Raw genomic sequence first — 19,928 nt, forward strand, 5'->3', positions numbered from 1 at the left:
TGCGCCCGCTTGGCGTCGGCCAGATGGTTGAAGTACTCAGCAGGGGTGGGTTCGGATCCTGGCCTCGCCTCATGACGGCGTCGACCGCGCCCGTTGCCGGCTCGCGGCATCGGCCGGTGAGAGGTCGCGATTTCAGCCGGTGGCCCGAAGTGCCCGGCCGGCACCCCGGGCCACCGCGCCGGATCAGCGGTTGCGCAGGACCTCGTCGAGGATCCGGCCGGCGTCGGCGGCCTGCCGGGAACCCACTTCGTTGCCCAGGACTTGTACCAAACCACGCAGCTGGCCTTCGGTCAGGCCGGTGTTGAGCCCGATGGCGAAGTGCGACCGCAGCTGTGATTCCGTGCCCTTCAGCGTGGCCAGAGCCGCGATGGTCGCCACCTCACGGCTGCGCCAGTCGAGGTTGTCGCGGCTGAAGATGTCGCCGAACAGGTGCGTCTTGAGGAACTCGTCGATCGCCGGCGCGAAGTCGAACATCGGGCCGGTGACCGGGGCGCCGGTGAGCTCGGTCTGGTTGTCGGTGCCGAGCTTGAGGATGTCCGTGCCTTCGGGCAGCGGGGCCGGTTCCGGACCGATCTCGTCCGTGATGCCCTTGTCCTTGCGCTGCTCCAGCACGGCCATGAAGGTGCTGATGGCGTTGAGGCTGCGGGGGAAGCCGGCGTAGGCGTACATCTGCACCAGCACTTCCTTGACCTGGTTGACCGTCACCCCGGTGTCCAGGCCTTTGTTCAGCGCGGTGGTCAGCCGGGGCAGGTCGCCACTCGCGGTGAACGCGCCGATCATGGCTACCGCTGCGTGCTGTTCGCTCAGCTCGCCGGTCTGCTGCTGGTCGTCGGCTACCTGCCCGTTGTACTGCTGGTCGGAGACGTGTTCCATCCAGGTCACGTTCTGCCCGTCACGTACGCCGGTCAGGGCCATGTGGGTCATGGCGCTGTCGGGGGCGGCGCCGTGCCAGTGCTTCACGCCCGGCGGGCACCACACCACGTCCCCGGCGCGGATCTCGTGAAGCGGGCCGCCCCATTGCTGGGTGCGGCCCACGCCCTCGGTCACCACGAGGCGTTGCCCGGCGGGGTGGGTGTGCCACGCCGATCGGGCGCCGGGCTGGAACGTCACGTACGCGCCTGAGTACGGCGCGGTCTCGTTCGCGGGAAACAGGGTGTCGACGCGTACCTCGCCGGTGAAGGTGGTCGGCGAGCCGGCGGTGGAGGTCTGGTCCTGGCTGCGGGTGATCGTCTGCTTCTTCCTGCGGTCTTCCTTGTCTACGGCGGCCGCCGGAGTGCCGGCCAGAACCAGCAGCGGCAAGGCGAGTGCTGCGAGTGCTCTTCTCATGGGTTGCCTCCGATCGGTCCGGGATGTGCTCGTGGTCTGCGCCGGCCACGGCGCGGGTGCCGGCGAGTGCAAACGGGGGACCGCAGACCTGCGGCGGGCCGCGACTCTGTCGCTCAAGCCCACCGCGCTGGTCGCTGCTGCTGCGGTGTTACTTCGCGAGGTTCTTGGTGAAGAAGGTGTCCAGGGCGTCGAAGGGGATCAGGTCGGTGCGGTCGTAGAGGTCGATGTGCCGGGCGCCGGGCACGACGACGAGGTCCTTGGGACCGGTGGCCTTGGCGTGCACGGCGTCGCTGAACCACTTCGAGTGCGCCTGGTCGCCGGTGACGAGCAGGATCGGCCGGGGCGCGATGTCGGCGAGGTGCCGCAGTTCGCCGAAGTTGATGTGCGCGGCGTCGCTGGTGATGGTGAATCCGCCGATCGACCGGGGGTGGCGGCCGCGGTCGGCGACGTAGTACTCGAAGAACTCCGCCGTGATCGGGTCGAGGCCCTCGGCCGGGATCTCGGCCGGGAACGTCGGGCTCAGGGCCGGCTCGCCGGCGTCGACGTCGGCCCAGCGCTGCTCGGCGATACTCGCGAGGGTGTTCTGCCGGTCCTCGGCGGTGCCGCTGTCGATCCAGCCGTTGCGCTTGACGCCGCTGATGTCGTACATCGCCGAGGTGGCGACGGCCTTGATCCGCGGGTCGGCGGAGGCGGCGCTCAGCGCGAAGCCGCCGCTGCCGCAGATGCCGATCACGCCGATACGTTCGCGGTCGACGTAGCCGAGGGTGCCGAGGAAGTCGACGCCGGCGCTGAAGTCCTCGGTGAAAATCTCGGGGGAGGTGATGTGGCGGGGCTCGCCGCTGCTCTCGCCGTTGTAGGACGGGTCGAAGCCGATGACGACGAAGCCGCGGCGGGCGAGCTCGTGGGCGTACACGCCGGGGCCTTGCTCCTTGACGCCGCCGTGCGGCGGGCCGACAACCAGCGCCGCGTGCGTGGCGGACTCGTCGAGGTCGGCGGCCCGGTACAGGTCCGCGGCGATCTCGATGCCGTAGCGGTTGCGGTACCGCACGGGCGTACGGGTCACGCCGTCGGAAAGGACGAAGGTGTAACCATCAGACTGCAGAGGCATGAGGGATGTTCCTTTCAGCGAACACCTGGCGTTCGGTTCGTATTAAGTCAAGGCCCAAGCCGACGAACGAAGAAGTCACTCTCGAAAGGTGTACTGACAGGGCACCCCACCACAGATGTCAATGCGAATGATGTGACTGCTGGGGTACTCGTCGCCGCACTTCGGCGCAGCCCGGGCTGTGGATCGGCGGCGCGACGGTCGACCGGCGCTGAGACCGATAACGTGGCTATATCCTGCCGACCTTCACTTTCGGTCCTCTCCTGTGGTCGCCAAGAAATTCCACGACTACTGCCGCATCCGGGCGGAGACCGTCCGCTCTTTCATCGAGTGGCATGGGTTGCCGGAAGACCGTCATGGTCAGCGCTGCGTCTTCTTTCTGTCGGCTTTCGCCGGCAGATGATGCTGTCAACGCTGGACCCGACCCGCGATCGCGAACGGGCCGTAGTGACCGAGGAGAGACACCGATGATGCGTCGACGACGGACCTTGCTGGCAGCTGTTCTGGCGGTGACTACCGTCGCTGGTTGCGGATCCGGCGGATCCGGATCTGACACCAGCGTGCCGGCGGTCACCGTCGCGACCAGCCCAGCCTCCAGTGTTGCCACCGGCAGCCCCGACCTCGACGCGGCCGAGGTTATGGCTGAGGGGTTGGACGTGCCGTGGGGTCTGGCGTTCCTGCCTGGCGGGGACGCATTGATCACCGAACGCGACTCCGGCCAGGTGCTGCGGTTGGCAGCGGGCTCCGGCCAGGCCCGGCCGGTGTTCCAGGTGCCCGGGGTGGCTGCCGTCGGCGAAGGCGGGTTGCTCGGGGTGGCGGTCTCGCCGGACTTCGCCCGCGACAATCTGGTGTACGTGTACTTCACCGCCGAACAGGACAACCGCATCGGCCGGTTCCGGCTCGACGGCGGCGACTTCGAAGTCGTCTTCGATGGCATCGCCAACGCGAGTTACCACAACGGCGGGCGCATCGCGTTCGGCCCCGACGGTCTGCTCTATGTCGGTACCGGGGATGCCGGCAACACCGCCAGCTCGCAGGACCCGGCCAGCCCGAACGGCAAGATTCTGCGTCTGACCGTGGACGGCGATCCCGCGCCCGGCAATCCGACGTCCGGGTCGCCGGTCTACAGCCTGGGTCACCGCAACGTGCAGGGACTGGCCTGGGATGCGGCCGGCAGGTTGTTCGCCACCGAGTTCGGCCAGAACGACCTCGACGAGGTGAATCTGATCGAAGCCGGCCGCAACTACGGCTGGCCCGAGGTCGAGGGGCGAGGTGGCACTGGTGGCGGACGATTCACGGATCCGCTGGTCACTTGGCAGGTTCGTGACGCGTCGCCGTCCGGCATGGCGATCGCCGGGAACACCGCCTACGTCGCCGCGTTGCGCGGGGAACGTCTGTGGACGCTGCCGCTGGACGGCCCGGGCGTCGGGGAGCCGGTCGCTCGGCTGCAGCAGTACGGGCGGCTGCGGACCGCACAGGTCGCCCCCGACGGCGCCTTGTGGGTGACGACGTCCAACACCGACGGCCGCGGGGACGTCCGCGACGGCGACGACCGGATCCTGCGTTTCGCCGCTCGCTGACGGCGGGGATGCGGGAGTCATTGCCATCATTGCCCTCGGGGGAGCGGGGCGACTGCGTCCGATAACAAAACCAGGCCAGGTCGTGATCGACCTGGCCTGGTTCCACTGTGATGGCGTCAGAGCGTTGCTGCGGCCGGTTCGTCAGCGGCCGCAGAACCGGAACTGCCGCTTTTCTCGGGACAGTCCCACTCGCTCGTGGACGCAGTACCGCCGTCGCCCAGCGGCACGGCTGGGCTCACCTCGGCAACAACCGGCACCGACGTTTCGGTCTGTGCCGCGGCCAGCGCGGTTCCCCCGACGCCGGCCGCGACAGCGGCGGCACCGGCCGCGACGGCCAACCCAATGACAGTTCTCATGCGCATCTTCTCGCTCCTGACTTTCGCACTGTCGGATGCGACCAGCAGACCAGCCGGCACCGAAAATCCCTCGAAGCTCGACCCGGTCGCGGCTTCGCCCGGCTTTCGGTGCCGGTTGCTGTCATGAGAGTCCGGGGCGGGCGCTCGGTGCATTCCCCCCAGCCCGGGCGCTCGCCCTGCCAGCTCTGCCGCAAGCCTTCAAGGGAGACTCATGACAACCACCGCATCAGATACCGACACGCGGCTGCTGGAGCAGACGCTGTTCGAGGTCAAGAAGGTCATCGTCGGTCAGGACCGGCTCGTCGAGCGGCTGATGACCGCGCTGCTCGCCGGTGGGCACTGCCTGCTCGAAGGTGTGCCGGGTGTTGCCAAGACCCTCGCCGCGGAGACCCTGGCCATCGCGGTAGGCGGCGCCTTCCACCGCATTCAGTTCACCCCGGACCTGGTGCCCTCCGACATCCTCGGCACCCGCATCTACCGGCCCAGCCAGGAGACCTTCGACGTCGAACTCGGCCCGATCATGGCGAACCTGGTGCTCGCCGACGAGATCAACCGGGCGCCGGCCAAGGTGCAGTCGGCACTGCTGGAGGTGATGGCCGAGGGCCACATCTCGATCGGTGGCCACACCTACCCGGTGCCCAGGCCGTTCCTGGTACTGGCCACCCAGAACCCGATCGAGAGTGAGGGCGTCTACCAGCTGCCGGAAGCGCAACGCGACCGGTTCCTGATGCGCGTCGTCGTCGGCTACCCCAGCGACGAGGACGAGCTGGGCATCCTCTACCGGATGGGCGGCCGGCGACCGACCGCCCGGCCGATCCTGGACGCCGCTCGCCTGGAGGCGTTGCAGCAGCGCGCCCGGGACGTGTTCGTCCATCACGCGCTGGCCGAGTACGTGGTCCGGCTGGTGGTCGCCACCCGCGATCCGGCCCGGTTCGGAGTGCCGGAGGCCGCCGGGCAACTCGCGTACGGTGCCAGCCCGCGCGCCACACTGGGCCTGGTCGCCGCCGCCCGCGCGCTCGCGCTACTGCGCGGCCGCGACTACGTGCTGCCCGGCGACGTGATCGACATCGCACCCGATGTGCTGGCCCACCGGCTGGTGCTCGCCTTCGACGCGGTCGCCGACGGCGTGCAACCCGAAACGATCGTGCACCGCCTGCTCGAGGCGGTGCCGCCACCGGTGATCGCCCCGGCCCAGCAGAACACCGGCTTCGGCCTCGGAGCCGCCGCATGAACACCGGCGCGTCGATCAACGAACTCGCACCGGAACGCCGGCTGCGGCGCCTCGAACTCGTCGTCACCCGCCGCCTCGACGGCCTGCTGCACGGCTCCCATCTGGGACTGCTACCCGGACTGGGCAGCGAACCGGGCCGGCAGCCGCGAATACCGGGCCGGCGAGGACGAGGTGCGGCGCATGGACTGGGCGGTCACCGCCCGGACCACCGTGCCACACGTGCGCACCGTCGACGCCGACCGGGAACTGTCCACCTGGGTGCTCGTCGACGCCACCGCCAGCATGGACTTCGGCACCGCCGAATACGAGAAACGCGAACTGGCCGTCGCCGCGGTCGCCGCCGTCGGGTTCCTCACCACCGGTGGCGGCAACCGGCTCGGCGCGCATCTGCTCACCGCCGACGGTGTCCGGCGGCATCCGGCACGCGTGGGGCGTACCCCGCTGCTCGGGATGCTGCGCACCCTGCTGGCCGCGCCCCGCGCCGCCGAAGCCACCGATCAGATCCCACTGGCCGACGCGATCGACGGCCTGTCTCGGGCCGTGCCGCGCCGCGGCCTGATGGTGGTCGTCTCCGACTTCCTCGACGGCCTCGACGAGGACGGGCTCGGCCCCGGCGCGCCGGACTGGGAACGTCCGCTACGCCGGCTGGCGGCCCGGCACCAGGTGCTCGCTGTGCAGGTCACCGACCCGCGCGAACAGGAGCTCCCCGATGTGGGCCTGCTAGCTCTTGTCGATCCGGAAAGCGGACGGCGCCGCGAGGTGCACACCGCCAGCCGCAAACTGCGCCAGCGGTACGCCGAAGCCGCCCGCCGCCAGCAGCAGAACGTCACCGACGCGGTCCGCCGGGCCGGTGCCGCCCATCTCGCCCTGAGCACCGACCGGGACTGGATCGCCGACATCGTCCGCCACGTGTACGCCCAGCGCCGCCTCGCCCGCGGCACCCACCGACCCATGACCCCACCAGGAGCATCCGCATGACCTGGCTCTCCCCGGAACGGCTGTGGCTGCTCGCCGCCGTCGCCGCCCTCGCCGTCGCCTACGTGATCACCCAGCGCCGCCGCAGCCGCTACGCCGTCCGCTTCACCAACCTCAAACTGCTCGACCGGGTCGCACCGAAGCGGCCGGGCTGGCGCCGGCACGTCCCCGCCGGGCTGTTCCTGGCCATGCTCGGCCTGCTCGTCGTCGGCTTCGCCCGGCCGCAGGCCGAGGTGCAAGTGCCGCGGGAACGCGCCACCGTCCTGGTCGCCGTGGACGTGTCCCGCTCCATGCTCGCCGCCGACGTCGCCCCCGACCGGCTCACCGCCGCCAAGGACGCCGCACGCCAGTTCGTCGCCGAACTACCCGAGCAGTTCAACGTCGGCCTGGTCGGGTTCGCCGGCTCCGCGTCGGTGTTCGTGCCGCCGACCACCGACCGGGTCACCGTGAACGCCGGTGTCGACCGGCTCGCCGAAGGCGCCGCCGGGCCGGGCGGCACCGCGATCGGCGATGCCATCGCCACGTCTTTGGACGCGATCCGCACGCTGGACGCGCAGGCCGGCGAGGACGTGCCACCGGCGCGGGTGGTCGTGCTCTCCGACGGCGCCAACACCGCCGGCCAGAACCCGGACGAGGCGGCCCGGCTGGCCACCGAACTCGGCGTGCCGGTCGACTCGATCTCCTTCGGCACCGCCGCCGGGACGATCGAGGGCGGACAGGCCGTGCCCGTCGACGGTCAGACGCTGCAGGCCGTCGCGGAAACCACCGGCGGCAACTACTTCGAGGCCGGCAGCGCCGATGAGCTGCGCGCCGCCTACGCCGACATCGGCAGCTCGGTCGGCTACCAGACCGAGGTCGAAGACGTGTCGGCCCGATTCATCGGCATCGGCCTGGTCCTCGCGGTCCTGGCCGCCCTGGCCTCCCTGTTCTGGTTCGCCCGCCTGCCATAGAAAGGCCAACCGCCATGATCAACAACGGATTGGGTACGGCACCTCGCGGCCCCGAATTCCTGTCTCCCGCCCTGTCCTCCACACCGGCTCCAGCGCTGCCGCCGTCAATCTCTGCCTCTCAGCCTCCCGTGCCTTCTGCCGTGCCCGGGCAGCGACCGCCCGGTGAGCCGGCTCCCGACCCGCACCCCGTCCAAGCCCCAACCGGCCGGCGCTGGACACGGGTGCTTGCCGGCGGCCTCGCGGTCATCGCCGTCTCGGCCGGCACCGGCGGCGTCGCCGGCTACGCCGCCGGCCGCGACAACCCGATCGAGGCGCCCCCGTACGCGGCCCCGGCACCCGCTCCCGCCGGAGTGCCCGCCGACCTGGTCGCCGCCGCGGCCCGCGCCCTGCCCGGCGTCGTCTCGGTACAGGTCCGCACCGGCTCCGGCGGAGCGTCCGGATCCGGGTTCGTCTTCGACGACCGAGGGCACATCGTCACCAACGCCCACGTCGTCGCGGCAGGCCGCGGCGGCGGCGCGGTGAGCATCGTGGGCGCCGACGGACACCGGATCACCGCCGAGATCATCGGCACCGACGCCGGCAACGACATCGCGGTCCTGCGGGTACCCAGCGCGGCAGCACCGAATCGGCTGGAGCTCGCTGACCCGCGCACTCTGCAGGTCGGCCAGCCGGTCCTGGCCGTCGGCTCCCCGCTGGGCCTGTCCGGCACCGTCACCGCCGGCATCGTCAGCGCCACCGACCGGCCGGTACGCCTCGGCGGCAGCACCCGGCAGACCGCGGTACAGACCGACGCCTCCATCAACCCCGGCAACTCCGGCGGCCCGCTGGTCAACGCCCGCGGCGAGGTGATCGGCGTGAACACCGCGATCGCCACCCTCGAAGGCGGCGGCAACATCGGCATCGGCTTCGCCGTACCGATCGAACGGGCCCGGCAGGTGGCCGCCACCCTGATCAGCCGTGGATAGTCGACAGATGCGCCTACTCGTCGTGGAAGACGAAGAAGACCTGGCCGAAGGCCTGCGCGTCGGGCTCACCCGCACCGGCTACGCCGTCGACGTCGCCGCCGACACCGCCCAGGCCTACGACCATCTGACCCTCAACGAGTACGACCTCATGCTGCTCGACATCAACCTGCCCGACGGCGACGGCTTCACCCTGTGCCGGCAGTTACGCGACGGTGAGGTGGACACCCCCGGCAACGGCGACCTGCGGGTACTCATGCTCACCGCCCGCAGCGGCCTCGACGACCGGGTCCGCGGCCTCGACGGCGGCGCCGACGACTACCTCGTCAAACCGTTCCACCTCGCCGAACTGCTGGCCCGGGTACGGGCGCTGCTGCGCCGTGACACCACCGGTACCACCGCGACCCTCAGCGTCCACGGCCTCGTGCTGGACACCGCCCGCCACACGGTCACGCTCGACGGCGCACCGCTGGCGCTGACACTCAAGGAGTTCGGCGTCCTGCAATACCTGATGACCCGCCCCGGCCATGTGGTGTCCAGCGAGGAACTACTCGAGCACGTGTGGGACGCCAACACCGACCCGTTCACCCAGACGGTCCGGGTCACCGTCGGCACCCTGCGCCGCAAACTCGGCGACGGCTGGATCGACACGGTCGTCGGCCGCGGCTACCGGCTGTCGCAGGAGACGCCGTGAAACGCCCCGAAGTGTTCCGGTCCATCCGGTTCCGGCTCACCGTCATCTACTCCACCCTGCTGTTCGCCCTGGCAGCGCTCACCCTCGCCGTCATCTACCTCGCGGTCGCCCAGTCGACCGCACCGCAGCAGATCACCGAACGCACCGCGAAGGTCTACAACGACAACCGGCAGTACGTCGGCACCATGACCGTCGCCGACGTCAGCCAGATCGAGGCCGCGGTCAACTACAACACCCTGCAGACCCTGCGCACCTACTCGATGATCGCCCTCGGCGGGCTGTTCCTCGCCAGCCTCGGCATCGGCTGGGTGCTGTCCGGGCGCGTCCTACGCCCGGTCGGCGCGATCACCCGCACCGCCCGCGACATCCAAGCCACCGACCTGACCCGCCGTATCCACCTGAACGGCCCGCACGACGAACTACGCGACCTCGCCGACACCCTCGACTCCATGCTCGACCGCCTCGATCAGGCGTTCCGCGCCCAACGCCAACTCATCGACGACGCCTCCCACGAACTACGCAGCCCACTCGCGATCATCCGCACCCACCTCGACGCCACCTTGACCACCCCGGACGCCACCGCCGAGGAACGCCACCGCGCCGTCGCCGTCGTCGACCGGGCCACCACTCGCATGTCCCGGCTCGTCGAAGACCTGCTCGCCACCGCCCGCCGTGACGCCGGCGCACTCAACGAGACCGAACTCGACCTCACCACGGTCGCCCACGAAGCCGGCGAAGAATCACCCCTGCCGGACCGGCCACTGCACCTGCGCTACCAGACCACCCGCGGGCTGCGAATGATCGGTGACAACGACGCGCTGCGCCGCGCGGCCGGCAACCTGCTCTCCAACGCCGTACGCCTGGCACCCACCGACTCCACCATCACCATCGCCACCGGCCGCAGCGGATCCTGGCTGTGGCTCGCCGTCGCCGACCAAGGCCCCGGAATCGGCCCCGACGACCTCACCCGGGTCTTCGACCGATTCTGGCGTGGCCCCAACGGCAACGGCACATCCCAGCAACGGCGCACCGGCCTTGGCCTGGCCATCGTCCGGCAGATCGTCGAATCCCACGGCGGCCACATCGCCGCATTCTCCGAGATCGGACTGGGCAGCACCTTCGTGCTCTGGCTGCCCGCAGCCGACCCCACCGCAGCGACTCCGCCACCCACCGGCAACCCCCTGCGGTAAACACAGCACACCGCCGGAGCACGCGAAGTCACGGGTCTACCGATCCGGTGGCGCACTGACATTTCCGGCGTGGGAACTTCCACGCCGTGTCAGCGGTGAGATCCGCGAAGATCGCGGGTCAGAACTCGATGAAGGGCTTCGATGTCTTCGCGGCCGCCCATGACCCGGGTGGACCGCGAAGACATCGTCGAGGCGGCAGCGGCGTCGACAACGCCCGGCAGCAGCTCGGCGATGCAGGCCCGCACGGGTGCCAGGCCGCCGTCGAAGGTGAGGTTACGGCCGAACAGGCCGGCGAAGCTGACGGACGCCTGCTCGTACCGGGGTGCGCCGCCGCGACTGGTGACACCGCGCCCACGGATGATGCCGACGGCCTGATCGAGGCATGCCGGTGCCCCGACCACTTCCAGCGCCCTGGAGGCCCGCCGCCGGTGAGTTCGCGCACGAGGGCGACACCACCTCCGCGGCCCGGTCCAGCCCGGCGCGACAGACAGGGATGCCCTGCCAGTACACCCACCATCAGAAACTCCCCGCCCGCCGGTTGACGCGGTTTGCTGATAACCAGCGGGCGGCACGGCCACCAGCCGCAAGCGCAGGCCCAGCAGCTGCCCGCCACACCCCCCGCAAAAAGAGAAGGAACTCAGGAGGCCAAGTCACCGGGCAATTCCTCTTCCAAAGAAAACCGGAGGACCGCGTTCACCGCCGTGTACGACGAGGCAGCGCAGGACGCCTTGGTCTCCGCCTTCACCGAACGCACGGGGATACCGCTCAGCTGAGCGCGATCCAACCCCTGCAGAAGAAGACGTCCCTGTCAGGACCCCTGCCGCCGGGACTCCCGTTCCCCAGCGAGATGGGGTCCGCGGCTGCGGATTCCCCGAACCTTCCCGAGAGGACCGACTTCACATGCGCTCCACCACACGCACCCGCGTCGGCAGGCTTGCGGCGGCGTCCCTCGCCGTCGCTGTGACGCTCATCGTGGCTCCCGCGACTCCCGCGCAGGCCCACCACGGATTCGACGACTTCGACACCGACCGCCTGTACTACATCTCGGGCACCGTCTCGGAGGTCCGTTGGGGCGACCCGCATTCCTTCTTCAATCTCACTCTGCAAAGCGACCGCCCCGCGGACACGCCCGAACTGGCCCTGCCCGAGCAGCTCCAAGCCCCCGAAGACAGCGGCCCGATCAACGATGCCCCGTCGTACAGCGGCTCCCATGACGAGCTGGAGGTCGTCATCGCACCGCCGGCCTACACGGGACGGTGGGGTCTCGACCGCCCGCTCGCCGACGGCGAACGGGTCGAAGCGGTCGGCTACATCGGCAGGAGTCACGACGACGAGTTCCGTCCCGTCGTCTTCTGGTACGGCAACGGACAGCCGGTCAACCAGGTGCTCGGCAGCGAACTGCCGGCGCGGCCGCTGCCGGTCCCGTACCCCGACAGCGACGCGTCGACAGCCGACCGGAACCAGGATGCGACAGCGGCTGGGGAGAACTCCGACGGTACGTCGCCGATCCTGGTGTGGGGCACAGCCGGCATCGTCTTGCTGCTCGGCGTGGTGGGCGGAACGCTGTACCTGCGCTCACGCTCGCGCCGAGCGTGAGAGCGCTAGTCATGGACGACGTCTTCTCCTGGCTCCAGGATGGCCCGCTCGCCGAAGCCATCCGTGGCACGGCGTACCTGTATCCGGTGCTCGGGAGCCTCCACATCCTGGGTATCGCCCTGCTCATCGGCCCGGCTGCGGCCTTCGACCTTCGGCTGCTGGGGCTCGGGCAGCAGAAGTTGCCGGTGACTACCGTGGCCGGCTATCTCCTCCCGCTGTCCCGCTTCGGATTTGGGATAGCGGCCGTCACCGGCGTACTCATGTTCGTGCCAGGCGCGAGCGTCATGGCGGAACGTGGCAGCGCTCCGTTCAAGCTCGGCCTCCTGCTGATCGCCGGTCTGAACGTCCTGATCTTCCACCGGCGCACCTTCCGCAGTGTGTCCGACTGGGACTTGGGCAAGCCATCGCCTGCGGCCGCCCGAACCGCTGCGGTCGTCTCCCTGACGTCGTGGGCGGGTGTCACGGTCGCTGGCAGCCTTCTGGCCTACACATAACCGCGGCGCCCCGTGGCCCGGCACGAACCTGAAGTAAGGAGTCCTGGGCTTCGAAGGCGCCATCCACCCGACCACACCGAAGGCAAGTCCAGCCAATGATGCTGCGCGCGCGAGCAGGACGCCGCTCTATAGGCCACACCAAGTCTCCTGGCACACACACGACGGAATTCTCGACAGGACGAGCACCCCGCAACGCGAACAAGATCAATAGCCCGATACGGTGCTCACCAACATCCTGGCCGAAAGGTACAACTCCATCGTGGCCACAGCGCACGACACCAGTGGCCTCGCCCGATGGCTCCAAGACCAGCCCAGCCCTCGCCGTCGCGGCCTCAAGACGCCCCCGCCTGCACAAAGTCGTCTACGGTTCGCCTTCTACGGCCGCGTTTCCACCGCGAACCACCAAGATCCCGTCGCCTCACACCAGTGGCAGCGCGAGGCCGCCACCCAGGCAGTCGGCACCGCCGGCGCCATCGTGTGCGACTACTTCGACATCGGCTGTTCCCGTAGCCTCCCCTGGCACGACCGCCCTCAGGCCAGCCGCCTACTCGATGCCATCCGCAACCCGAAGCGCGAGTTCGACGCGATCATCGTCGGAGAATCCGACCGCGCCTTCAGCGGCAACCAACTTCAGCAACTCCTCCCCACCCTGACCCATAGCAACATCACACTCTGGCTCCCGGAACTCGGAGGCCCCCTCTACCCCGGCAACCCCACCCACAGAGCGCTCATCGCCCTCCTCGGCAACGACGCCCGCCGCGAGGTCCTGCGCGCCCGGCACCGAACCCTCACAGCGATGCGCGCTCTCGCCCGCGACGGAGGCCGGTTCCTCGGTGGCCGTCCGCCCTACGGCTACCACCTGGCCGACGCCGGACCGCACCCCAACCCGGCACACGCCCGCTGGGGACGACGACTCCAGCGCCTCGAACCCGACCCGGCCACCGCCCCGCACGTCCGCTGGATCTTCACCCAGCGCCTCGCCGGCAACAGCCCCGCCACGATCGCGGCCATGCTCACCCACCGCGGCGTCGCCTGCCCCTCCGCAGCCGACCCCGGCCGCAACCCGCATCGCAACGGCAAGAGCTGGGCGACACGGGCGGTGGACGGCATCCTGGCAAATCCGCGCTACACCGGACGGCAGGTGTGGGACCGGCAGAAGATCCTCCACCATGAGACCCGGCCCGGCGGCGGTGACACCGGCGGAACGACCACCCGGCGGGCCAGCACCAAGGATCAGTGGGTGATCTCCGGTGTACTGGCACATCCGGCCCTGATCGACGAGGCGACTTTCGTCGCAGCACAACGGATCTCCTCCCTCGCTGTGCCAGCCGACGGGCAGGAACGTCACTACCTGATAACCGGTCTCATCATCTGCGATGTCTGCGAGCGCCGAGCGGAACCGCTGTGGGTACACGGCAAAGCCGCGTACCGCTGCCGGCACGGCTACCGAACCGCTCGTCCCGCCAACTCGCCACTGCCGTTCTACGCGCGCGAAGATGCACTGTTGGCCGCGGCCGCCAGCGAATTGGAGAGGGTGACCGGTGACACCCAGACGCTATGGGACCGTGTGGCCTTGTCCGGCTTCCTGCGGGCACGGCAGGTGACATTGCGCTGTTCACGCGACATTGTCGCGCTGGTCGGGCCTTTGCCTGAAAACGTACAGCTCGTCATTCCGGACGTCATCGGAGTCAGCAGCGCAGATCTGGCAGGCGTGACAGGGGATGCGGGAGGCAATCCGATAGGATTTGGTCGTTTCCCGCTACCGAAAATAGGCCGCCCGACAAAAAGAAGACCTCGCCGTATAACGGCGAGGTCGGTCACTAAAAGAAATCCATAACCCCGTAGGGGTTTACGTGTCCGAGGATCGACACGCACCTATACCCACAATAGCATACTGCTATCTAGCACTATTCCACTCGCATAGTTCACGAGGAACCCGTCCGGGAGAAATTCACCCGGACGGGTTCCTTCATGTTGCGGTCACAGAGGGGCAGCTTGGATAGGCGTATTCGTGCCGCTTCGTCGCGGGGGATCAGCTCGAACACATCGGCGTACGGCACGGTGTCGGCCAGGCTGGGGCTGATGCACCACTCGATGGCGCTGCCGACTTTGGTCCGGTCGTCTCCGGCGAGACCGGCGACGACCGGGCGTAGCGCCTGAACCTGGGAGCGCCAGTCGCTGGTGATGGCGTCGTTGTTGGGAAAGAGGTCGCGTAACAGGTGCGATGCGGGTGAGTCCGGGGCGGCCAGCTCCGTAGTGAGAGTTATGTCCCTCCTGTCAATGTGGTAGGCATCCGGTAAGAGCGTGCGTCAGGGCCTGCCGAGTGTCGACTGGCTAGGCTGCGCCCGGGTGCCGAGAGTGGATTAACCAGCGGCGTGCTTCCGAGCAATCGAGGCTGGCGAACACGGCGTCGGTGTTGAGGACGACGCCGGCCATGGCGGAACACTGATCACGTAGGCCCGCGGCTCGGGCCGGCGGATGCCCTGGAAGGGACCTACCAACGCCGTCGCGAAGCGCGGACCCGCTCCGCCCTCGGCGCGGGGCGAGGGGCGGACGGACCACTAGCGTCAGATGCTCCACGTTATGTGCGGCGAACGCCTTTTCGGGTGGGCCGTCGGAAACGGCTGTGTCCGCTGACGATTGCTGGTTGGCGCGGAACCAACTTACTGTCATGCCGAGTTGAGTGCGTTTTAAGGGACGATAAGACTTCTACCAATGGTCGGTAGGTGCATCACTCTCGACGAGTGATGATAGCCGATCTCCTTCCTCCTCTTCGGCGGTCTTGCCGCGGAATCCAGGTATCCCGAGTTCGTCTTTCCAGTGCAGCTCTTGAGAAACTTTGAGTAGCGATGCCGCTACGCTCTTGCCAGTTATTCGCGCCCTGTCCCTTAACGGGGTCCAGTGATCGACCCCATGGGGCGGGTGGACGATGTCCATGACATCGTCACCCTGTAGTTGCATCTCTTGACCTCGGAAGTGATCTTCTTCGAACGCGAGCGAGGTGGAGCTACGGCAGAGTTCATCGAGGCTCGACCATGCATTGGAGGTCGCGAACATGATGCCACGTGCACTTAGGGGACGCGATAGCTCGTCACCGCCGACCATCAGTGCAATTCCGATAGCTTTGCTCTGATAGAACTTGATCCGCGTGACGTCGTCTCCAAAGAAAAATCTCCTGGACCGAATCAGGCACTCGCGATCATCAGGACTTCTGGGAATTTCGTTGAACAGCCCATCAAGATAATGATCAAGCGGCTCTCGATACGCGAAATCGCCCAGTGCTCCCACCTGCGCTAAACGCACGGCGCAAAGCGCTCCATACATCCGCAGCTCCGCAGCGCTTTGGATTCTTTCTACCGGTGGCAACCTCATGGAAGTTCCCAGCATAGCTGCCAGAACATGGCGTTGCTTCCGGTCAGCGAACGCACTCTCCTAATAGGTTTCGTCAGCCTGTAGGTGCAGGATGGCTCCAGTAGCGGCTGGCGGGTCAGCACTCCACTCTTCGGACCCTTGTTGAGGTCTTGCGGCAGACCGTGCGCCCGCTGGTCGTGAGGAGATGAGATAGCTGATGAGATGACGTGCCCCGCGGTCGTGGTGAGCACTTGACTATTAGATCGCTGGCGTCTCCTCCACGCTGCTACCAGGCAGTTTCCGGAGTCGGAGGTGCGAGATGATCTGGATAGGTGACGACTGGGCCGAAGACCACCACGACATCGAGATCCTCGACGAGGGCGGCCACCGGCTGGCCCGGGCGAGGCTGCCTGAAGGGCTGGAGGGCATCACCCGGCTGCACACGTTGATCGCCGAGCACCTGCCGGATTCGTGGTCCGATCTGGACCCGGTGCAGGCGTCGGGGCAGGTCGGGATCGGGATCGAGACTGATCGCGGCACCTGGGTTCAGGCCCTGCTCGCGGCCGGTTACCAAGTTTATGCGATCAATCCGATGTCGTCGGCCCGATACCGGGAACGGCATTCCACCTCGGGCGCGAAGTCCGACGCCGGTGACGCCCACGTGCTGGCCGAGATCGTGCGCCTGGACCACGACCATCACCGGCAGGTCGCCGGCGACAGCCCTGCGGCCGAAGCGGTGAAGCTGCTGGCCAGAGCCCATCAGAGTCTGGTCTGGGACCGCACCCGGCAGGTCCTGCGACTGCGGTCGGTGCTGCGAGAGTTCTTCCCCGCCGCCCTGCAGGCCTTCGACGACCTGGCCGCCAGCGATGCCCTCGAACTGCTGGACCGGGCGCCGGACCCGGACCAGGCCGCCCGGCTCACCCGGTTGACCGTCGTCGCCGTGCTGCGCCGGGCCGGGCGCCGTGACCTCGACGGCCGGGCCATCACACTCCAGCAGATCTTCAAGCAACAGCAGCTGCGTCAGCCGCGGCCAGTCCAGACGGCCTACGCCGCGATCGTGTCCAGCCAGGTCCAGCTGATCAATATCTTGAACATCGAGATCGACGAGTTGGGTCGGGTGATGGCCGACCATTTTGGCCGGCACCGGGACGCTGAGCGCTATCTGAGCCTGCCCGGCCTCGGCATGGTGCTCGGCGCCCGGATCCTCGGCGAGTTCGGCGACGACCCGCACCGCTACACCGACGCCAAAGCCCGCCGCAACTACGCCGGGACCTCACCGATCACCCGCGCGTCGGGCCGTCGCCGGGTCGTGCTGGCCCGCTACGCCCGCAACCGGCGCCTGGCCGACGCCGTGCACCAGTGGGCGTTCTGCGCCATGCGCGGCTCACCCGGCGCCCGCGCCTACTACCAGGCACTACGCGGACGAGGTATCGGTCACCAAGCCGCCCTGCGCCAGCTGGGCAACCGCCTGGTCGGCATTCTGCACGGCTGCCTCAAGACCAAGACCTCCTACGACGAAGCCACCGCCTGGGCCCATCTGCAGCCAACCACTTGACAACGAAAAACATGGGATGTCTGCCGCGATGAAGCAACAGGAGCGTCAAGGTCATGTGCCGGTCGGGTACAGCTTGACGGGGCCGACGACCAGAGCAACCGCGGTACCGTGACGCACGTCGATCGAAGGATCATCGACCTCAACCTCCGCAAGGCCTTCGGCGATGCGAATCGTCAGGAGATCTTGCTTCTGCATCTCGACGGTGCCACGTAGCCGCGGGCCTTCCCGAAGAGTCAACTGATCGTCGTCAACGGCGATCGAGTGCCCCCATTTCAGAGCCTCATCGATACCTAGCTCCACGTCAGCGACATCGCCAGCGGCCGGCCGAGGACCGACCCATTCCGCCGTCACCCTGGTACCCGCCAGCATCGCGTCCACCATCGTCGGCACGCCGGCATACACAGCAGCGACTCGAACTTTCATGGACTGGATCATCGCAGCCGACATCCGGATCTGCCGCTGATGGCGCCCGTGGCCGATCGCCGCAGATGCCCGGGCCGCTTTCACCCGGCGCCTCATCGGACGTGCGGCGGCCATGCGATTATTCGGCGTGCGGATCTTGTTGGCACAGCGTCGGATGTGCCGCCGGTTCGGCGTCGCCTCGCTTCGGCCCCGGCCCGGTACGATGATCGGTGTCGCGCTGGGGCGGCCGGCGGACATGGAGCCGTTGAACGCGGTTCGCCATCCGCCCGTCGGGCAGTCCAACGGCTGGTACGTGTGGCGAGGTGGGCAGATCCCGCAGGACGACGATGATTTCTTCAGCCCCATGCACATCGAGCACGCGAGACGTCGCTTTCCCGAGTTGCTTCCGTATCTCACGCTGCCACCCGGTTTCGGCGTGATTCTGGCACCCGGGTACGAAGATGTGTGGCGCGACGAAGCGCTTCTTGCGCCCTGAAACGCCAGCCGCTCGCGAGGCGCCCTCTGGCCGCGATCAGGCCGGTGTTGGCGGGTTCAAAACAACGTGATCTGGCCCGGTAGCGGCTCGTCCGGCGGTGACGAAGGCGCCACTGCCACGGGAGGTTCTGCAACCGTTGGGTGTGCTGCTTCCTCGGCTTTCTCCAGCCAGGTCAGCATTGGACGCAGTCGGACGCCCTGCTCGGTGAGGGGTCGATAGCGGAAGTCTGCGGCTGCAGCCTGCAATGATCGGAGAAGAGTGTCCTCGACCGGAGGCAGCCCGAGAGCCCTTCGCAGGCGGTCACGGTTCGCGTCGAGTTCCGGGTGGTCCTCGCGGATCTCGGAGTCGGTGCGACCGAGGAAGTCGCGTAAGTCCCGGCCGTCGTTCTGCTCAGCAGGAATCGTGGTGGCGTCGTGCAGGCTGGAGACCCCGACGACGAGAGCCAGGGCGTCACGGAGACTTCTCGCGACGAGGCCGCCCTCGCATTCCGAGCCGACATAGAGCACTGGCCGCAGATCCCCGGTCCCGACGAGGAGGAAGCATCCGCCGGTACCGTCGCCGGCGATCGCCTCCAACGGCTCTCCGCTCGTCAACGTCACCGGCTGGATCGGTCCGTCCGCGGCCCGTGCCACCTCGAAGTCGAACCAGGTGAGCAGGTCAATGATCCACGGGGTGCCATGGATCATGTCGAGTAGCCCGCGATCCGTCACGCCACCTTGATACCAGACAACGGCTTAGCCGCTGGTCAACGCATTCTCATGCCGCGATCCGCTCGCAACCCAGCGCCGCGGCTGACCGCTGCTGGCGGCGCTCGGTCGTGCCGATGTGTGCGCACCCGATCACAGCAGGATCAAGGATCGACAAATCATTCTCTGGATGCAGCGATCACCACCGGCTCGTCTGTGCTGTGCCATCATGCTGCCGTGGCTGAGGAGCGGGCCGACCTACGCAACATGGTCGACGACATCGTGAGACGGCGCGCCCGGAATAGGTTTGATAGGGCGTGTTAGGACGCGTCCTCGGCGAGCGCGGTCAGCTGATCGGTGATGGCTGAGCGTACCGCGTCGCCGGTGGCGTCCACGACCTGCACGTTCGCCGCCGGCGTTCCGGACCCGACCGTGATGAAGGTGACCTTGGGGTAGGAGCCGGCCCGTGCGGTGACGGCGTCGATCGGGGCTTTGCCGGTGGCGACAATTGTCTGGCACCCGGTGTAGGCGAGTGTGGCCAGGTGGGTGGTGGCGTTCTCGGTGGTCTGCGGTCCGTCGGTGCGTTGGTGCTGGACGCGCACCAGGGTGGTGGCGGAGATGTCTTGCATGGTGGGCCAGACCGAGTCCGCGGGTGCCGTGGTGAGGCCGTTGTTGTCGGTGAGCAGGCAGGCGGTGGCGTCGAGGTACTCCCGCTGACGCGGCTGTTCCGGCCAGAGTGCCCAGGCCAGGAGTCCAGTGACGGCCGCGAGTCCGATGCCGGCGGCGGTGCCGGCCCGCCAGGGGTGCCGGACGATGGTCTGCCGCATGGCGAGTTGAGCCGTCGTCATCGACGACTGTGACTCGCGCCACTTTGGACCGGCGGAAACTGACTTCTTGGACACGGCTGGAGGGTATGCATGTGAACAGGCGGTAATCAAGATCTTGCAGAGATTGATCATTCTCCCGCAGGCTTCGCCTC

The 19,928-nt window shown here is 68.2% G+C and carries 19 protein-coding genes and 1 pseudogene; 12 read left to right on the top strand and 8 right to left on the bottom strand.

Going from position 1 to position 19,928, the window contains the following annotated elements:
• Positions 1-183 precede the first annotated feature (183 nt).
• Both CLV67_RS54035 and CLV67_RS46270 read right to left on the bottom strand, forming a co-directional pair.
• Positions 184-1,326 (bottom strand): (R)-mandelonitrile lyase, encoded by a 1,143-nt coding sequence (locus CLV67_RS54035; RefSeq protein WP_106330350.1) that lies wholly within the window; start codon positions 1,324-1,326, stop codon positions 184-186.
• Between the two features lie 148 nt (positions 1,327-1,474).
• Entirely contained in the window at positions 1,475-2,434 is a 960-nt protein-coding gene (locus CLV67_RS46270; protein WP_106330351.1) for an alpha/beta hydrolase, read from the bottom strand.
• A 464-nt stretch (positions 2,435-2,898) separates the two neighbouring features.
• On the opposite strand from CLV67_RS46270, the gene CLV67_RS46275 reads away from it, so the two are divergent.
• Positions 2,899-4,011 carry a PQQ-dependent sugar dehydrogenase gene (locus CLV67_RS46275; protein ID WP_106330352.1) on the top strand — a complete coding sequence of 371 codons (1,113 nt, stop codon included), beginning with the start codon at positions 2,899-2,901 and terminating at the stop codon, positions 4,009-4,011.
• A 116-nt stretch (positions 4,012-4,127) separates the two neighbouring features.
• Here CLV67_RS46275 and CLV67_RS51500 read toward each other — a convergent pair whose 3' ends face one another.
• Positions 4,128-4,367 (bottom strand): hypothetical protein, encoded by a 240-nt coding sequence (locus CLV67_RS51500; RefSeq protein WP_146169578.1) that lies wholly within the window; start codon positions 4,365-4,367, stop codon positions 4,128-4,130.
• Between the two features lie 211 nt (positions 4,368-4,578).
• Here CLV67_RS51500 and CLV67_RS46280 point away from each other — a divergent pair, with 211 nt between their 5' ends.
• The 6 genes and pseudogenes from CLV67_RS46280 to CLV67_RS46305 all read left to right on the top strand — a co-directional run bounded on the left by CLV67_RS46280 (position 4,579) and on the right by CLV67_RS46305 (position 10,369).
• Positions 4,579-5,598, top strand: coding sequence for an AAA family ATPase (locus tag CLV67_RS46280; protein WP_106330353.1), 1,020 nt, complete (start codon positions 4,579-4,581; stop codon positions 5,596-5,598).
• Positions 5,595-6,576 (top strand): annotated as a pseudogene (locus tag CLV67_RS46285) (DUF58 domain-containing protein). Before CLV67_RS46280 ends, CLV67_RS46285 begins: the two are co-directional and overlap by 4 nt.
• Complete coding sequence (locus CLV67_RS46290) at positions 6,573-7,523, top strand: VWA domain-containing protein (RefSeq protein ID WP_106330354.1); 951 nt, start codon at positions 6,573-6,575, stop codon at positions 7,521-7,523. The pseudogene CLV67_RS46285 and the gene CLV67_RS46290 overlap by 4 nt, the downstream one beginning before the upstream one ends.
• A 14-nt stretch (positions 7,524-7,537) precedes the next feature.
• Complete coding sequence (locus CLV67_RS46295; RefSeq protein ID WP_106330355.1) at positions 7,538-8,488, top strand: S1C family serine protease; 951 nt, start codon at positions 7,538-7,540, stop codon at positions 8,486-8,488.
• A gap of 7 nt (positions 8,489-8,495) precedes the next feature.
• A complete protein-coding gene (locus CLV67_RS46300; protein WP_106330356.1) occupies positions 8,496-9,179 on the top strand; it encodes a response regulator transcription factor in 684 nt (227 codons plus the stop codon).
• Positions 9,176-10,369, top strand: coding sequence for a sensor histidine kinase (locus CLV67_RS46305; protein ID WP_106330357.1), 1,194 nt, complete (start codon positions 9,176-9,178; stop codon positions 10,367-10,369). The genes CLV67_RS46300 and CLV67_RS46305 overlap by 4 nt, the downstream gene beginning before the upstream one ends.
• Before the next feature lie 89 nt (positions 10,370-10,458).
• On the opposite strand, the gene CLV67_RS46310 is transcribed toward CLV67_RS46305, so the two are convergent.
• On the bottom strand, positions 10,459-10,770 hold the full coding sequence (locus tag CLV67_RS46310; protein ID WP_106330358.1) for a hypothetical protein: 312 nt from the start codon (positions 10,768-10,770) through the stop codon (positions 10,459-10,461).
• A gap of 499 nt (positions 10,771-11,269) precedes the next feature.
• Here CLV67_RS46310 and CLV67_RS46315 point away from each other — a divergent pair, with 499 nt between their 5' ends.
• From CLV67_RS46315 to CLV67_RS46325, 3 genes are all read left to right on the top strand, one after another.
• The gene (locus tag CLV67_RS46315) at positions 11,270-11,965 is read left to right on the top strand and encodes a DUF6152 family protein (protein WP_203737786.1); all 696 of its coding nucleotides are present in this window, start codon (positions 11,270-11,272) and stop codon (positions 11,963-11,965) included.
• A gap of 11 nt (positions 11,966-11,976) precedes the next feature.
• On the top strand, positions 11,977-12,459 hold the full coding sequence (locus CLV67_RS46320) for a hypothetical protein (RefSeq protein WP_106330359.1): 483 nt from the start codon (positions 11,977-11,979) through the stop codon (positions 12,457-12,459).
• Positions 12,460-12,679: 220 nt separating this feature from the next.
• Positions 12,680-14,296: a recombinase family protein gene (locus CLV67_RS46325; protein ID WP_239166893.1), complete on the top strand. Its 1,617-nt coding sequence runs from the start codon at positions 12,680-12,682 to the stop codon at positions 14,294-14,296.
• 872 nt (positions 14,297-15,168) lie between these two features.
• Here the strand turns inward: CLV67_RS46325 and CLV67_RS51505 are convergent.
• On the bottom strand, positions 15,169-15,831 hold the full coding sequence (locus CLV67_RS51505) for a hypothetical protein (RefSeq protein ID WP_146169579.1): 663 nt from the start codon (positions 15,829-15,831) through the stop codon (positions 15,169-15,171).
• A 298-nt stretch (positions 15,832-16,129) separates the two neighbouring features.
• Here CLV67_RS51505 and CLV67_RS46330 point away from each other — a divergent pair, with 298 nt between their 5' ends.
• Positions 16,130-17,365 carry an IS110 family RNA-guided transposase gene (locus CLV67_RS46330; protein WP_106330360.1) on the top strand — a complete coding sequence of 412 codons (1,236 nt, stop codon included), beginning with the start codon at positions 16,130-16,132 and terminating at the stop codon, positions 17,363-17,365.
• A 51-nt stretch (positions 17,366-17,416) separates the two neighbouring features.
• On the opposite strand, the gene CLV67_RS46335 is transcribed toward CLV67_RS46330, so the two are convergent.
• Positions 17,417-17,872, bottom strand: a complete 456-nt coding sequence (locus CLV67_RS46335) for a hypothetical protein (protein ID WP_106330361.1) — start codon at positions 17,870-17,872, stop codon at positions 17,417-17,419.
• Positions 17,873-17,900: 28 nt separating this feature from the next.
• Between CLV67_RS46335 and CLV67_RS46340 the strand changes: the two genes are divergently transcribed.
• Positions 17,901-18,263, top strand: a complete 363-nt coding sequence (locus CLV67_RS46340) for an immunity protein Imm33 domain-containing protein (protein ID WP_249037990.1) — start codon at positions 17,901-17,903, stop codon at positions 18,261-18,263.
• Between the two features lie 56 nt (positions 18,264-18,319).
• On the opposite strand, the gene CLV67_RS46345 is transcribed toward CLV67_RS46340, so the two are convergent.
• Both CLV67_RS46345 and CLV67_RS46350 read right to left on the bottom strand, forming a co-directional pair.
• Positions 18,320-18,973: a hypothetical protein gene (locus tag CLV67_RS46345; RefSeq protein WP_106330362.1), complete on the bottom strand. Its 654-nt coding sequence runs from the start codon at positions 18,971-18,973 to the stop codon at positions 18,320-18,322.
• Between the two features lie 296 nt (positions 18,974-19,269).
• Entirely contained in the window at positions 19,270-19,851 is a 582-nt protein-coding gene (locus CLV67_RS46350; protein WP_146169580.1) for a hypothetical protein, read from the bottom strand.
• Positions 19,852-19,928: the final 77 nt, after the last annotated feature.

Origin of the sequence: Actinoplanes italicus, from assembly GCF_003001815.1 — a bacterium.
GTDB classification, from domain to species: domain Bacteria; phylum Actinomycetota; class Actinomycetes; order Mycobacteriales; family Micromonosporaceae; genus Actinoplanes; species Actinoplanes italicus.